General features: G+C 32.9%; 11 protein-coding genes. 10 read left to right on the top strand and 1 reads right to left on the bottom strand.

Going from position 1 to position 15,479, the window contains the following annotated elements; genetic code table 11:
- Positions 1-71 precede the first annotated feature (71 nt).
- On the bottom strand, positions 72-1,076 hold the full coding sequence (locus FLAK523_RS04870) for a TlpA disulfide reductase family protein (protein WP_248907145.1): 1,005 nt from the start codon (positions 1,074-1,076) through the stop codon (positions 72-74).
- Between the two features lie 345 nt (positions 1,077-1,421).
- Here FLAK523_RS04870 and FLAK523_RS04865 point away from each other — a divergent pair, with 345 nt between their 5' ends.
- The 10 genes from FLAK523_RS04865 to FLAK523_RS04820 all read left to right on the top strand — a co-directional run bounded on the left by FLAK523_RS04865 (position 1,422) and on the right by FLAK523_RS04820 (position 15,437).
- Entirely contained in the window at positions 1,422-2,783 is a 1,362-nt protein-coding gene (locus tag FLAK523_RS04865; RefSeq protein WP_248907142.1) for a site-specific integrase, read from the top strand.
- A gap of 642 nt (positions 2,784-3,425) precedes the next feature.
- Positions 3,426-6,635 (top strand): N-6 DNA methylase, encoded by a 3,210-nt coding sequence (locus FLAK523_RS04860; protein WP_248907140.1) that lies wholly within the window; start codon positions 3,426-3,428, stop codon positions 6,633-6,635.
- A gap of 62 nt (positions 6,636-6,697) precedes the next feature.
- Positions 6,698-8,029, top strand: coding sequence for an SIR2 family protein (locus FLAK523_RS04855; protein ID WP_248907138.1), 1,332 nt, complete (start codon positions 6,698-6,700; stop codon positions 8,027-8,029).
- Complete coding sequence (locus FLAK523_RS04850) at positions 8,022-10,202, top strand: ATP-binding protein (RefSeq protein WP_248907136.1); 2,181 nt, start codon at positions 8,022-8,024, stop codon at positions 10,200-10,202. The genes FLAK523_RS04855 and FLAK523_RS04850 overlap by 8 nt, the downstream gene beginning before the upstream one ends.
- 22 nt (positions 10,203-10,224) lie before the next feature.
- Positions 10,225-10,710 (top strand): hypothetical protein, encoded by a 486-nt coding sequence (locus tag FLAK523_RS04845; protein ID WP_248907134.1) that lies wholly within the window; start codon positions 10,225-10,227, stop codon positions 10,708-10,710.
- A gap of 383 nt (positions 10,711-11,093) precedes the next feature.
- The gene (locus FLAK523_RS04840; protein ID WP_248907132.1) at positions 11,094-11,636 is read left to right on the top strand and encodes a hypothetical protein; all 543 of its coding nucleotides are present in this window, start codon (positions 11,094-11,096) and stop codon (positions 11,634-11,636) included.
- Between the two features lie 72 nt (positions 11,637-11,708).
- Positions 11,709-12,518, top strand: a complete 810-nt coding sequence (locus FLAK523_RS04835; protein ID WP_248907130.1) for a hypothetical protein — start codon at positions 11,709-11,711, stop codon at positions 12,516-12,518.
- Between the two features lie 556 nt (positions 12,519-13,074).
- Positions 13,075-13,269 carry a hypothetical protein gene (locus FLAK523_RS04830; RefSeq protein ID WP_248907128.1) on the top strand — a complete coding sequence of 65 codons (195 nt, stop codon included), beginning with the start codon at positions 13,075-13,077 and terminating at the stop codon, positions 13,267-13,269.
- 111 nt (positions 13,270-13,380) lie between these two features.
- A complete protein-coding gene (gene aspS / locus FLAK523_RS04825; protein ID WP_248907126.1) occupies positions 13,381-15,132 on the top strand; it encodes an aspartate--tRNA ligase in 1,752 nt (583 codons plus the stop codon).
- Positions 15,133-15,242: 110 nt separating this feature from the next.
- Complete coding sequence (locus FLAK523_RS04820) at positions 15,243-15,437, top strand: cold-shock protein (RefSeq protein ID WP_007137066.1); 195 nt, start codon at positions 15,243-15,245, stop codon at positions 15,435-15,437.
- Positions 15,438-15,479 lie beyond the last annotated feature (42 nt).

The following is a 15,479-nucleotide window of genomic DNA, read 5'->3' as shown; positions in this document are numbered from 1 at the left end:
ATACTGAATTTATTCCATAAAAAAAGCCATTCGCAAACACGCGAATGGCTTTTTGATTTTGTAGAACTATTTTATTTTAAAAGAGCGTCTAACTCCACTTCCAGTTTTGGAGATGATGGTCTTTCAGCATCTGCTTTAACAATTTTACCAGTTGGGTCAATTAGAATAAATCTTGGTATACTTGTAACTTTATAATCTTGAATGAATTTAGAATTAAAATCATTATCGGCAAAAACCTGCACACCACCTAATTCTTTACTTTTCACCATATTCTTCCATTTCTCAAGATCTTTCAATTTGTCTATTGACATACTTAAGAAAACGATGTTTTTATCGTGGTACTTCCCTTCTACTTTCTTAAGGGACGGAATTTCAGCAATACAAGGACCACACCAAGTAGCCCAAATATCGATATAAACATACTTCCCTTTAAAATCTTCTAGCTTCGTTTTACCACCCTTATAATTATCAAAATTAAAACTAGGAGACATAGAACCATTTAGTTTATTATTCTCTAATATTTGATTATAATATTGCGTTACCCCGCCTATTGACTCTTCAATATATTTTTTTTGAAGGGCTTTATAATTTGAGTCCAAGTTTTTCCTGTCTAAACGAGCAAATTCAACAGATTTTTTATCTTCAACCAATGTTTTGAATGTTACTTCATCCGCAGCCAAAAGTAATTTGTAATCATATTTATCATCTAAAAGTCCGCCTTGCACTAAATCATTATTCTCTTCAGCTCCACTACCTGAGAAAACCATAGACTCATCAAATTGGGCAGCATCCATTTTAAGTTTTAAATCATATCCATTTTTAACGAATATTTTAGCATACTCCTTGCCATCATATAAAAGGTAAATCCCTTCCTCAACACTAAAGCTATCCTTAAAAAAGCCCTCTTTATTGACACCCATTCTTTTAATAACATTTCCATTCGTGCTGTTTCGAATAAATAACGAGTCCGAATTTCTATTCGATATTTCAGCATGAAAAGACATTTTAGTTTTCACTTGGGCTATACTAACAACAGAGCAAAGCATTCCTAATCCGATAAAAAATATTTTTTTCATAATTATGTAATTTAAACACTACTAAACAAATCTAATTTATAATTACGAAGACAAATAATAAATTAACATAAAATTAATTTCTTGAAGTTTTCTCGTTTTTTGCATTAATTTAATTTTTGTGTTTACTTTTGCAGTCTAAAATTTTCGATAATGTATAGAAGTCAAAAGCTGTTTTGCAAGTAACTAAAAACGAGTTGTTTATATTGCAAATCAGAAGATTACATTGTAAATATAAAAATTTACAGTTCAACAAAGTCCAATAAAGTATATTAATGTCCAGAAAATTTTATACGGTTATTGTAAACTTTTGATTTGTTTTTTGCTATAACAGTAAATTACAAAAATATGAAGAGACTGACTTATAATTTCTACTTAAAACCGAGTAGCAAATTACCTTTAGAAAAAAGAACCAAGCAAGAGCCAGTTTGGGTTCGAATATCATTACCTTCTTATAAGGTTGACGGTATACCAACATCGAAATGCCAATATGTAAACCTGGGGGTATCAATAAAACCCACGTATTTTGGCAACATCACAAAATCAGGAAATGGAATAACCTATTCTAGTAAAGTAGTTAACGAACATTTGATACCAACATTTGACTTTCGCAAGAATCAAATGAAATTTGACGCTGTAATGACTTCACTATTTAATAGGTATGAATACGAGCATCCAGAGAATCACGAAATTATTGATTTCATCGTCAAGACATTTGCATATGACCCTATGGCGAATACACGTACTGTTAGTTCCGTCCATAACTTTATTGAAAAACACGTAATCTTCCTAAAAAATATTCAAGGGACAGGCAGAAGTGAGTGTTTAAGTCACAATACAGTACGACAATTACCTGTGGTTAATTCGATTATTAATTTATACGACACCCACATTGGAAGTAAACTTACATTCGCAAAATTGACGGAGCAAATATTTCACGATTTATGGAAATTTGCAAATGATAACCGTATAAAGAAAATCGGTGTACCGTACAAGCCTCGAACGCTTTCCAGCTATCAGGGTTGCTTGCTTCGAATGTGTACATTAGCTCAAGAGAATGGAGAAAAACTGGGGATGATAGCTAACCATAAAAAATTAAAAATTGACCTAAAGAAAGTTAAACTAGACAATTCAAAAGTCGATCTTTATTTGAAGGAAGATAAATTATTAGAGATTATTAACCATAAATTTGAGAACAAAACATGGGAAAACACCAGGCAGTACATTATTCTTGCATCTCTAACAGGAATGAGAACTCAATCAATGTCGTGGTGTAGTGGTCAACCTATAGCAAAATGCACAAAACATGGATATAGTTACATCGATTCTGAACAGGGAAAAACGGGTACAGAATGTTTTATACCACTTCCTTATTGTGTGAAAAAATTATGTGTTAATGATCACTTCCCCGTATGGAACTACAGCTCAGTGACCTATAACAAGACTGTTAAGAAAATCCTTGCTTATTTTAATGTACCACAATCTAAAGATTTTTCAAAACATAACCTGCGTAGTACTTTAGTTACGAATCTTGCAAATAATCTTTTGCCTTTAGACAAAATAGCACTAATTACACACCCTAAAAAAATAGAAAGTACTACAGCTGTAAGCATATATGTCAGAGTCGAAAAGCTATATCGAGCGGAAATATTTTATTTAGAAGCAAAAAAAATAGTAGACCGAAACAAAACAACATTATTCAAATATTGAGCATCAATTTCAAAAACAGAATAGTGACAAAAGTTTTGGAAAATGGTAATTGATCTGGTTATAGCTCAAAAGTAAGAATTCATTTTTTATATATATTAGATGAAAAACTCATACACAGTACTTAATTGCGAGGGTGATATTTTACAATTACATATAAGAGGAAGGACTGGCTGAACCCAGGCTAACATTTCGTGCTAGAATGAACAGCTGTGTTGGCTCCGTATATTTTTTAATATCCTTTAATCAGTTGCTGGAATTCATAAATTCCAAAATTACATTGTCCCAGATTGTTCAGAATCCGATTGAAGACAGATTCCTATATGTCTGGCACGGAAAAGAGTCTGTTGTAAGAAAATCATGCGTAGTACTTGAATGTGGAGTCAAGCTCTATTGTGACATCCCTACCGAAATGAAAATGCGGAGCGGAGATAGAGCTAGACTTATTTCGGAAATTGAATTATGTAACCATAGGTTACTTTTTATGGACTCAAATTACGTCGGAAAAGTATTATCTCAAATATGAGAAGTTTGTGTTGACTAGCCGCTCAAATAGTTAATATCATCTGCATAACTTTTTATTAAGGGAAGTCTGATATTAAAGAAAAAAGGCTATTTTGGTATAGTATTGTTAAAACATAATCAATGTCATTATTTCAACCCTCCGTCCTTAAAAAATACTTGCAACAACAGGACACCGCTACTGTTCAAAAAGCTTACAGAAAATATACGAGGTATTTTCATAATATCGCAATTCAAGCAAACATTCGCAACAGTAAAGAAGAACAATTTCAGGAAGGATTTCTTAGAGAACTATTTGTAGATATATTAGGCTACACCCTTAATCCGACACCAAAGTTCAACCTTACCACGGAGCTAAAGAATATTAAAGGGGCTAAAAAAGTTGATGGTGCAATCTTAAAAGATGGTGAAGCACTAGGAGTCATTGAACTAAAGGGCACCAATACAAAAGATCTGGAAAGTATACGTCAGCAAGCATTTGACTATAAAGCTAACCAAACGGGTTGTATTTATGTGATCACCTCAAATTTTGAAAAACTACGGTTCTACATAAACAATGCCGTTGACTACGAGGAATTTGACCTTTTTACGCTTACTGCTGTGCAATTTGAGTTCTTCTACCTCTGCTTGTCTAAAGACAATATACTCGCCAATAAACCCCTTAGAATAAAGGAAGATTCTATTGTGGAGGAGGAAAAAATTACTAAGACTTTCTATGCGGATTATTCTCTTTTCAAGCGAGAACTATATCGTGATTTGGTGAAACAAAACCGCAATAACGTTATGCTGATGGAGCTGGGGGAAAAAACCTCAAAGTTAATTCTGTTTGAAAAATCACAAAAACTGATTGACCGTTTTCTATTTATTCTGTTTGCCGAAGACCGTGGATTACTATCACCAAATTCAATTAACACCATACTAAAGGAGTGGCAGGAATTGAAAGAATTAGACATGGTTGTTCCTCTGTATGATCGTTACAAACAATATTTCAATTATCTAGATACTGGACGAAAAGGAACGGACAAAAAAGAAGAAATCTTCGCTTATAACGGTGGTTTATTCAAACCTGATGCTATTTTAGATGCTGTTATCATTGATGATGATTTGTTATACCGTCATACTATAAAGTTGTCAACTTATGATTTTGAAAGTCAAGTTGATGTTAATATCCTAGGACATATTTTCGAACATTCACTAAATGAAATTGAAAGTGTAAACGCTGAAATTGAAGGTACTGATTTCGACAAACAAAAAACAAAAAGAAAGAAAGATGGTGTCTTTTACACGCCAAAATACATTACTAAATACATCGTCGAGAACACCATAGGCAAGCTCTGTACTGAGAAAAAGCAAGAAATTGGTATAACGGATGAGGAATATGCTAAAGGGCGTAAGAACAGGCAGGCAACAACCATTATCAAACTAGAACAACAACTTAAAGATTATCGAGAATGGCTCTTACAATTAACCATTTGTGATATTGCATGCGGATCTGGTGCATTTCTCAACCAAGCTTTAGATTTCCTAATTAAAGAACACGCCTATATAGACGAACTCACCAAACAATTATTTGGTGGAGGCTTCGCGTTCCCCGACATTGAAAACCAAATCTTGGAACATAATATATATGGTGTTGATCTTAACGAGGAAAGTATCGAAATTGCTAAATTATCATTATGGCTTCGAACTGCCCAACCTAAACGAAAGCTAACGAGTTTGAATAATAATATCAAATGTGGAAATTCACTGATTGATAGTAAAACGGATGCTGGCGATAAAGCATTTAATTGGAAGGAAGAATTTCCTGAGGTGTTTACTAATGGTGGTTTTGATGTTATTATTGGCAATCCACCCTATGTGAATTTAGAAAAAATTAAAGAAACATCAGAAGCACTAGAAAAAAAAAGGTACAAAACATTCAATAAGAAGGGAGATCTATACTGCATTTTTGTAGAGAAAGGATTTGAATTGCTTAAACCTAATGGGATGCTCTCGTATATCATGCCCAATAAATGGTTTCAAGCTGGATATGGCAGGTCATTAAGAGAATATTTTTTGAAATACAAAATGATTCAACTTATAGATTTTGGTGATATTCAAATTTTTGAAGGTGCAACTACATACCCCTGTGTTTTCATTTCTCAAAAGTCTGACCCGAGTAATTCCTTTAAGGTTTCCACTTTACAGAAAGACATTCTTGATTTTGATACAAATATAATATTGTCACAAGAGATCTTTGAAACTTCAAAATTTAGTGGCGACACTTGGGTTATATCATCAAACAAGGAACATACACTATTGTCCGATTTGAAAGCAAAATGCAAAACATTAGACGAATTTGTTAATGGGGAAGCATATTATGGAATTAAATTTGGCTTAACAGAAGCTTTCTTAATTACCGATGATGTTAAGGATAAAATAATTATGGAGGATAATAATTCGGCCGCACTTATTGGGTCTATTCTACGGGGTAGAAATATAAAAAGATATGGTAAGCCTGACGAATCTGACCTTGATAACATAATATTAGCATCATTTGGGAGCTATAAATATTTAGAAAATGAATATCCAGCTATTTTTAATCACCTAATGCAATACGAATACAAATTAAAGAAAAGAGGGCAATGTAACGGAAGTAAGGTAACCATTGAGAAACCATTTTCTGGACAGCATCATTGGTTGGAACTAGACAACAACCCATCAAAAAAATATTTAGATTTATATAGAAAGCCTAAAATAATGTATCAAAAATTTCAAGTTAAACCTTGTTTTATTTTTGACGATCAGGAGCTTTATTGTAATGACTCAATGTGGATAATTCCTTCGGATAACAAAGCATTATTAGGAGTACTAAATTCTAAAATGGGATGGTGGTTAATAACTAAATTTTGCACACAAATTCAAAATGGATGCCAATTAATATGGAAATATTTTGGACTTATTCCTATTCCTAAAATTTTAAGTGCTGAATTATCAATTAAAGTTGATATGATTTTATTGCTGAATATTGAACATAAAAACATCAATAAGAAATTTGCACGGTATTTTTCAGGACAACTCAATATTCAAAAATTATCAAACAAACTTCAAAACTGGGACGATTCATCATTTGCTAATTTCATTAAAGAAATAAACAAGGCCATCAAAAAACACAATGGAGCACCGCTTACCAAAAAAGCTGAAATAGGCTGGATGGATCTTTTTGAGGATTACAAAAGTCAAGCACAAATAATCAAGCAAGAAATTAATAAGGTTGATAGAGAAATTGATAGAATGGTGTATGAACTTTATGGCTTGAGTGAAGAGGAAATTAAAATTGTGGAGAATAGCTAAAATAAGAATAATCTGTGTTAGCTACTGGTAATGTATGCTAATGAATCAAAATACAAGTATAAATGAAGCATTTTTTTTATAAAGGAAATCAAAATATTATTACACAAGAGCAGGATTTTGACAAGATAAGGGAAACCATTAAAAAGGATCTATCTAAGATTCTAGACACCCGAAATCTTTCTTTTTTGATTGGTTCCGGCTGCTCGTTAGGAGTCAACGGCATCCCAACAATGAAGCAATTAGCAGATAATTTATTCGAACCGAAAGATGATATTCATCCAGATTTAAAGGATAAGGTTTTTGAAACTGAACATATTGAAATTCTAGAAAAATTTAAAATCAATTATAAGAACGAGCCTTTTAGAACAAATCTGGAAACCTTTTTGGGTACACTATATAGCTTTAGATTTTATTTAGAAAAACTTCAGGAAGCTAAAGAATCAGCCTTTGATCAAGACCTCGAAGATTTAAATAAAATAATCAAAAGAACAAAGGAGTATATATTGTATGAATGTTTAAACGAAAAGAATAAAGGAGAAGATGGTGACATTGTAGAAACGTATCAGCAGTTTTACCGAAAGCTTTCTTTGAGAGATAGTAATTTGCAAAAGCCAAATGTCTTTACGACCAATTATGATTTGTTTTCAGAACGTGCAATGGATAACTTAGGAATTTCATATACCAATGGCTTTTCTGGTTTTGTCGAACGATTCTTTAACCCGTCGATTTTCAATTATGCACTTGCGGAACAAATGGATATTAGCTCTCTAAAATGGAGTATAATCGATAGTTTTATCTATTTGTTTAAAATTCATGGCTCGGTGAACTGGGTAGAAAAAGAAAGTAACAACAAGCTTTTTAGCATTCAAGAAATACAGGATGTAAACTTTGATCGATTAAAGACTGAAGCTAATTATATGATCTATCCATCACCGTTAAAACAAAACGCAAGTTTAGGATCACCGTATGCTGATTTATTCAGAGAGTTTCAAAAAAGGATAACACAGAAGCAAAGCACATTAGTAACAATGGGATTTAGTTTTGGTGACGAACATATCAATAATATTATATATCAGGCATTAACCATTCCGTCTTTCAGATTGGTTATTTTTTCTGATATGGGATATTATGTCGGCGGTAAATATGAACCAGCTCGCAAAAATATTGAAAAACTAAAAAATTTGAATGACCCTAGGATATGGATAATAGGCTCCGATACGGAAGTTGATAATGATACGGATCGGAATGTGATTATAGAGGATGGTCATAAAGGATTACATTTCTTTGACACCATTGCAAATGATTTATTCCCAGACTATACACAGGATAAGATTGAGGAAGCCAATAAAAATCTTATAGAATTACTTAGGACTAAAGGAGAAGGAAATGATTAAAGATGATAAGCAAAGAGTAATCGGGAAACTAATTAGCATCAACTCTGACAAATTCACCGTTGAATTATTAAACCAGTCAATAAACTTTACAACCAATGGCTTTGAAGACATCTATCAGTACGCTCAGATAAATGGATACGTTATATTACCCAATCAAGATTTCTACATCGTTGCTGAAATTTTTGGAGTAAGAGAAAGAGATTCAGATGTAAAGTGGCAGGGAGAGAAAGAGCAAATTCTTAATAAATCTAATTCTGTAAAGTATCTGGACATAAACCCTATTGGGACTATTCAAAAAGGGAAATTTAGATATGGTGTATCAATATTTCCAACTTTATACACTGATGTACTATATATAAAAAAGGAAGAGCTAGATATTATTTTTGAATACAACGATGATGAAATTCCAGTGCAGGAAATAACTGGTCCAACGAAGTTAAAACTGTTAGAAATAGGTACTTCAACCATTTTTCCAGATTATAAGGTAAAAGTAAATATAAATGAATTCTTTGGTGCTCATTCTGCCGTACTCGGTAATACTGGTAGTGGGAAATCATGCACCATATCATCAATGATTCAAACACTATTCAACAAAGATAATTATAGTGCTGTTGGTGCCTCATTTATATTTTTTGATGTTAATGGTGAATACCACAAGGCATTTAGTCAACTTGGAAATGATGATATTGAAGTCAAATATTATTCTATCAATGAAACAAAAAGCAATGAATCGTTTGAATATAAAGAAGATATAACAGAAACAATTGAGTACGACAGTTTCAAATTACCCCATTGGTTTTTAAATATTGATGAGTGGGCCTTATTATTACAAGCATCTGAAAAAACTCAATTGCCGATATTGAGAAAAGCATTAGGTATTGCAATTCTAATTAACGAGCAAAACCAAAATTCAAAAGAATTTAAACAGCAATTAAACTTTATTCTAGCTACAGCTATTGGTCAAATATTAAGATCGGATATTGGTAGTCCTTCTAAAAGGGATAGGATCATATCTATTTTAAATAAATACAAAACTGTCGACATTGAACTTTCTAAACAGTTTAGTTATTTGGATGCTAATGCTACTGTGCTGACACAGTTAAAATATGATAGGGTTACAGTAGATTGTACGATCAACAACTGTTTAATCGTAAACTACGGAGGGCTGGTTGGAGCAGATCAATTAATTCAATATATTGAACAAGTGGAAGAATCTGGAGAGTATAAATTCTTATCTAACAGAATTAAAATTCCAGAAGTTAATCCAGACACAAAATTTTCATTTAATACATTGGAAGATGCCCTGGATATTGCAATTTTACATGAGGAGGCATATGGCAATAAACAAATACGTGATTATTGCTCTTCATTAATCACTCGTTTCAAAAGCTTGAAAGAAAGACACGAATTTAACTTTCTTTCTCAAAATGAAGATGATATCAAGAAGAGACGATTTCTGGATGAATTATTGGGAGTCAAAAAAAACAAAAAACAGACTCAAATTACAGTAATTGATTTAAATTCCGCAGAGGATGAGGTTGTTGAAGTTGTTTCATGCGTTGTTACTCGTATGCTTTTTGAAAGAATAAAATCCATTCATGAAAGAAACTCATTTCCTGTAAATTTGATTCTGGAAGAAGCACATCGATATATTTCTGAGAATAAGAATTCACATTTCGGTGAAGCAAATAAAATTTTTGAAAGAGTTGCTAAGGAAGGAAGAAAGTATGGCTTATTCTTAATGGTTTCATCTCAGAGACCCAGTGAACTATCTAAAACTGTTTTATCGCAATGCAGCAATTTTATTGTACATAGAATACAAAACCCCGATGATTTGAACCACATAAGACAGATGACACCACACATTTCATCTAATATCTTGTTTCGCCTACCGTCAATTCCTACTCAACATGCATTGGTGTTTGGTAGTTCTGTCCAGATCCCAACTCTTTTCAAAGTGAATGATGCTGATCCATTACCTAATAGCGCAAATAGTGATATTAGCAAACACTGGTTCATTCCTAAAAACAGCTTTGATGAAGACCGCCCTAACGAAGACCGTCCTCATGAAGAGCTTCCTGATGAAGAGTTTCCTGATGAAGAGCCTTCTGATGAAGAGCTTCCAAATGAAGAAAAAGAGGACTTCAACAATGAAGAAGATGATTTATTTTAATTCAATTAATGATCAGAACTAAATGACAATATCACGAAATTTATCTGGAATAGCTGGGACCTATTATGTGGCAGCGGAGCTATCAAGAAGGGGGTATATAGCCTTAATTACGTTGAAAAACACTGCTGGTGTAGATATTCTAGCTTCATCAGAAGATTCCTTTAAATCGATAGGAATACAAGTAAAAACTAATCAGCATAACAAACGAAAAGGGTGGCTGTTGTCCAAAAAAAATGAAGATGTGCATAGTGACAACCTGATCTTTGTTTTCGTTAATATGAAGAAGGACGGCGAAAGACCAAATTTCTACATAATCTCTAGTGTGAAGCTTGCTGAAGAAGTTAGAAAAGGTCATGTAAATTGGTTAGAGACACCAGGTAAAAATGGTAAAGAACATAATGATAACCCGATGCGTATGTTTGGTGATAAGGAAGAAAAGCATCTTGAAAATTGGGGGATTATTACTGATTTATTAGATGATAGTAATGAAATAGTTTCAAGCATTTAAGATTTACTTCGAATAGAAAATCCTCAATACTTTTAACAAACTAGAAAGTTATTCATTATCGTTTTCTACAATTTATAAGGGGGCACTAAGAATATCTTGAAAATTAGAAGGGGCAATATGAATTATCTCTATTTTGGGATATAATCGAATGTATTCTACATTCAATCGATGTAACCTCCCTGTTCTTTAAAAAAATAATTAAATATATTAAATTTTATATTGTTGTATTTCAGATAGTTACATTGTTTATTTGATTATTTATTAAAAAAAGTGATAAAGGGGCAGTTTCTCTTTAATATATAGTTTTAGATAAAATATAAATCTTGCGTATCCTCCGTGCTACCTATAATGTTTTATATATATCTAAAATATAACTATATAACATGACCGCAATCTATTACTCGCTTATTCAAATAGAAAAAAACAATTTCACTGATCTAAAATATCGGATGATAAAAAATAGACTTAAGAAATTAATAAAGGAAGGTAAGATTAAAGTAGGTAAGATTGAAGATGGCGCACTAGCCGAATTTAAGAGTAATAAGTGGCATATACACATCTCACTAATTGATTTATTTAGGGCAAAAAGAAGGCTTAAAACACATAAAAAAATCTATTATATAAATGAAATCACCATTAATTTACATGATGATCATACAGCAGATTATTATGATCAAATTGGAATGTATTTATGTGAACATCTCTGTCCGTATCGGACTATTTATAGCGTCGAAACAGGAAAAAAGGAGAATAGTTACCATATTCATTTAGGGACAACGGCACCTTTTGAAGTTATTGATGATGTTAGGGATATGCTTAGCTTTAAGCTTAAAAGAAAACTTTGTTATAAGAAAAACATGCATATGTCAAAAATAGGTAATCATACCAAGTTCCTCAATTATATCAGTAAAGGTGCTAATAAGTAAATCAATGTAGTTATTAATCGCTGGCTATTCTGCATTTCATTTTTTAAATTAGCAGGTATTAAAGCTAAAGAAATGAGGAAACGGAGAATCATAAATAGGGTTGAGGTTAATACAATCATGAGAAAATTCAACATCTCTTTGGGCTTGGGAACATATACAATCAGTTCTATGGGAGCAATCGACGTGCATGGTGATGTGGATATCAAATATTCCAGCTTGGATTATATACCTCTAAAATTTGGAAAAATTTATGGCTCATTTAATTGTGGTGGACTTGCATTGCAATCTTTGAAAGGATCACCTACTCATGTCAGATATGATTTCAATTGTGATAATAATGAGTTGACCACATTAAAATATGGTCCTAAATCTGTGGGTGGAACTTATGACTGTAGTCGTAATAAATTAACGGATCTGCATGGCTGTGCACCAGAGATCGGAAGAGAATTAATTTGCAAAATGAATAGGCTAAAATCTTTGCATGGGTGTCCTATAGACTTTTTTGGTAACCTAATCTGCTCTCACAACCAACTAACGGATTTTACTGGCGTACCCGAAAGGTTTAAGGGAGATCTTCACGCACATTCAAATTATTTGAAAAATTTGATTGGGTTTAAGGAATTTGACGGAACTATTTATATTGACCTTACAGCAGGTAGCATAAATACTGGTTATTTTGACACGGAAAAAATGAAGGTTGAAATACGACAACAATCAAAATATGGCCACAAATTCATGCCGTTGCAAATCCAAAACAATCTCGAACACCTTACTTTAATCATTCAATATCAACGATATTTCGAGATATGGACCGATGATGATGAACTAAATTTAGATAATTTTCTAATCTTAATTGATGAAATAGAGAGTGGGTTGCTTTAATGAATCCATTGGTAATCAAGATTAGAAAAACATCGGATTAGCCCTTCTTTGTAGCATATCATTCTATTTTTCTAAAAAACAATTAAGACTTTTTAAAATTAATTTAGATACTTCATAATGAAGTCCAAAAAATAAATTAGCAACAGTGGATAGTTTTGTTGTTAAAATCTATGTTTTTACAATATTCCATCATTTTGTAAAAAACGGCTACAGAATCGCTATGTATTTGACGATTTAGTACTACGGGAAAACAGAAAGAAAACATAAAAGAATATACAAAAATATACAAAATTGATTTATTTAGAACTTGCTATTCTATGCCTCTTATGTGTAAATGATTGATTTGAATCTTAATATGATTAATCAATGGTGAGTTGATGAGTTGTTTTTTCTGAATAACCCCGTAGATAAAGCAGAAAACCAAGCTACCTCAGACATACATAAAAGAGAATAACCACAATGGGTATCAAAAAGATAATTCAAAAAAGAAACTTTCATGCCATTACTACATATAACTGTACCACATTAACAAAGATGTGGGATTAATGTAGAATGCATGAAAGAAAATACAAATCAGGGTCAGATGATAATATCAGTCAACTTTAAAGAAGCGCAAACCATTTTAGGTATTTCCAAAGGGACGATGCTAAAATATGAAAAAGAAAGTAAAATACGATTTACCAGAATCGGTAGAAAGAAACAATATCTAATAAAACATCTTTGCGAAATTCAAACTAAAGGACTAAAATAAGAAGCCTTTTTAATACCTTTGCCGACGTAAATTAATACGGTTTTGGTTACCATACGGTACTTGACAAAGAACAACCCTTTATACAAAAGGGTTTAAAACAAATAATTGATTATGTATAGAAGTCATAACTGTGGCGAATTAAACGCCTCACATATAAATACTGAAGTTACACTTGCGGGTTGGGTTCAGAAATCCAGAGATAAAGGTTTTATGAACTGGATCGATTTACGTGATCGTTACGGAATTACCCAGCTTATTTTTGACGAAGGTCGTACCGAAAAAACGGTATTTGAATTGGCAAAAACACTAGGTCGTGAATTCGTGATTCAGGTAAAAGGAACTGTTATTGAGCGTGAAGCCAAAAACAAAAACATTGCAACTGGAGAAATTGAAATTTTAGTTACTGAACTAAATATATTGAATGCTGCCTTGACCCCTCCTTTCACTATTGAAGATGAAACGGATGGTGGTGAAGACATCAGAATGAAATACCGTTACTTGGACATTAGAAGAAATCCTGTGAAAAACAGCTTGTTATTCCGTCATAAAGTAGCAATGGAAGTGCGTAAATATCTTTCGGATTTAGATTTTTGCGAAGTGGAAACACCTTACTTAATCAAATCAACTCCTGAGGGAGCTAGAGATTTTGTTGTTCCTTCTCGAATGAACGAAGGGCAATTTTATGCTTTACCACAATCCCCACAAACCTTCAAGCAATTATTGATGGTAGGTGGAATGGACAAATATTTCCAAATCGTGAAATGTTTCCGTGATGAAGATTTACGTGCTGACAGACAACCGGAATTCACACAAATCGATTGCGAAATGGCATTTGTGGAACAAGAAGACATTTTAAATGTTTTTGAAGGACTAACGCGTCATTTACTAAAAGAAATCAAAGGTATTGAAGTAGACAAGTTTCCTCGTATGACATACGAGCACGCTATGAAAACATACGGAAATGACAAACCGGACATTCGTTTCGGAATGGAATTTGGCGAATTGAATGAAGTGGCAAAAAGCAAGGAATTCCCTGTTTTCAATGCTGCTGAATTAGTAGTTGGAATTGCAGTTCCTGGAGCTGGAAATTATACTAGAAAAGAAATTGACGCATTAATCGAATGGGTAAAACGCCCACAAGTAGGTGCTTCTGGAATGGTGTATGTAAAATGCAACGAAGACGGAACCTATAAATCATCAGTAGATAAATTCTACGATCAAGGCGATTTGTCAAATTGGGCAAAAACTACTGGCGCACAAGCTGGAGATATGATTTTTGTATTATCCGGTCCTGCTGATAAAACTAGAACACAACTTAGTGCCTTGAGAATGGAATTAGCCACTCGTTTAGGATTGAGAATACCAACGGAATTTGCACCATTATGGGTAGTTGATTTCCCTTTATTGGAATTTGATGAAGAAAGCGGTCGTTACCACGCGATGCACCATCCATTTACTTCTCCTAAACCGGAAGACATGCACTTATTAGAAACTGATCCTGGAAAAGTACGTGCTAATGCTTATGATATGGTATTGAACGGAAACGAAATTGGAGGAGGATCAATTCGTATTCACGACAAGGCAACCCAGCAATTAATGTTCAAATATTTAGGATTTACTGATGAAGAAGCCAAAGCACAATTCGGTTTCTTGATGGATGCATTCCAATTTGGAGCTCCCCCTCATGGAGGATTAGCTTTTGGACTGGATCGATTAGTAGCTATTCTTGGAGGACAAGAAACGATACGTGATTTCATTGCATTTCCAAAAAACAACTCCGGAAGAGACGTAATGATAGACGCTCCAGCTACAATTGACGACGCACAATTAAAGGAATTGCATATAAAAATAGACCGTATTTAAGCACCAAAACGCTGAATATCAATTATTTTTACAAAAAAACGCACAATAATATCATTCGTATGATATTAAATATTACATTTGCCTCATTATAAATTATTATTACTATTACAATGCGTACAGGTACAGTTAAATTTTTCAATGAATCTAAAGGTTACGGATTCATTACAGACGAAGAAACAGGAAAAGACATTTTTGTTCATGCTTCAGGAATCAACGCGGAAGAATTACGCGAAGGTGACAGAGTTAGCTATGAAGAAGAAGAAGGAAGAAAAGGAAAAGTTGCTGCGAAAGTAGCAGTTATCTAAGCTTATAAATTTATTTATAAAGCCTACGAATGTTCAAAACGT

Source organism: Flavobacterium sp. K5-23 (genome assembly GCF_023278045.1).
Classification (GTDB): Bacteria; Bacteroidota; Bacteroidia; order Flavobacteriales; family Flavobacteriaceae; genus Flavobacterium.
The sequence above is the reverse complement of the archived record's forward strand: the minus strand, read 5'-3'. Positions and strand labels throughout refer to the sequence as shown.

What these genes read in the sequence shown, in the direction of transcription:
- FLAK523_RS04840 (WP_248907132.1), top strand. Translation starts at nt 11,094, where the DNA reads ATGACCGCAATCTATTACTCGCTTATTCAAATAGAAAAAAACAATTTC.
- FLAK523_RS04865 (WP_248907142.1), top strand. Translation starts at nt 1,422, where the DNA reads ATGAAGAGACTGACTTATAATTTCTACTTAAAACCGAGTAGCAAATTA.
- FLAK523_RS04820 (WP_007137066.1), top strand. Translation starts at nt 15,243, where the DNA reads ATGCGTACAGGTACAGTTAAATTTTTCAATGAATCTAAAGGTTACGGA.
- FLAK523_RS04835 (WP_248907130.1), top strand. Translation starts at nt 11,709, where the DNA reads ATGAGGAAACGGAGAATCATAAATAGGGTTGAGGTTAATACAATCATG.
- FLAK523_RS04830 (WP_248907128.1), top strand. Translation starts at nt 13,075, where the DNA reads ATGAAAGAAAATACAAATCAGGGTCAGATGATAATATCAGTCAACTTT.
- FLAK523_RS04845 (WP_248907134.1), top strand. Translation starts at nt 10,225, where the DNA reads ATGACAATATCACGAAATTTATCTGGAATAGCTGGGACCTATTATGTG.
- FLAK523_RS04855 (WP_248907138.1), top strand. Translation starts at nt 6,698, where the DNA reads ATGAAGCATTTTTTTTATAAAGGAAATCAAAATATTATTACACAAGAG.
- aspS (WP_248907126.1), top strand. Translation starts at nt 13,381, where the DNA reads ATGTATAGAAGTCATAACTGTGGCGAATTAAACGCCTCACATATAAAT.
- FLAK523_RS04850 (WP_248907136.1), top strand. Translation starts at nt 8,022, where the DNA reads ATGATTAAAGATGATAAGCAAAGAGTAATCGGGAAACTAATTAGCATC.
- FLAK523_RS04860 (WP_248907140.1), top strand. Translation starts at nt 3,426, where the DNA reads ATGTCATTATTTCAACCCTCCGTCCTTAAAAAATACTTGCAACAACAG.
- FLAK523_RS04870 (WP_248907145.1), bottom strand. Translation starts at nt 1,076, where the DNA reads ATGAAAAAAATATTTTTTATCGGATTAGGAATGCTTTGCTCTGTTGTT.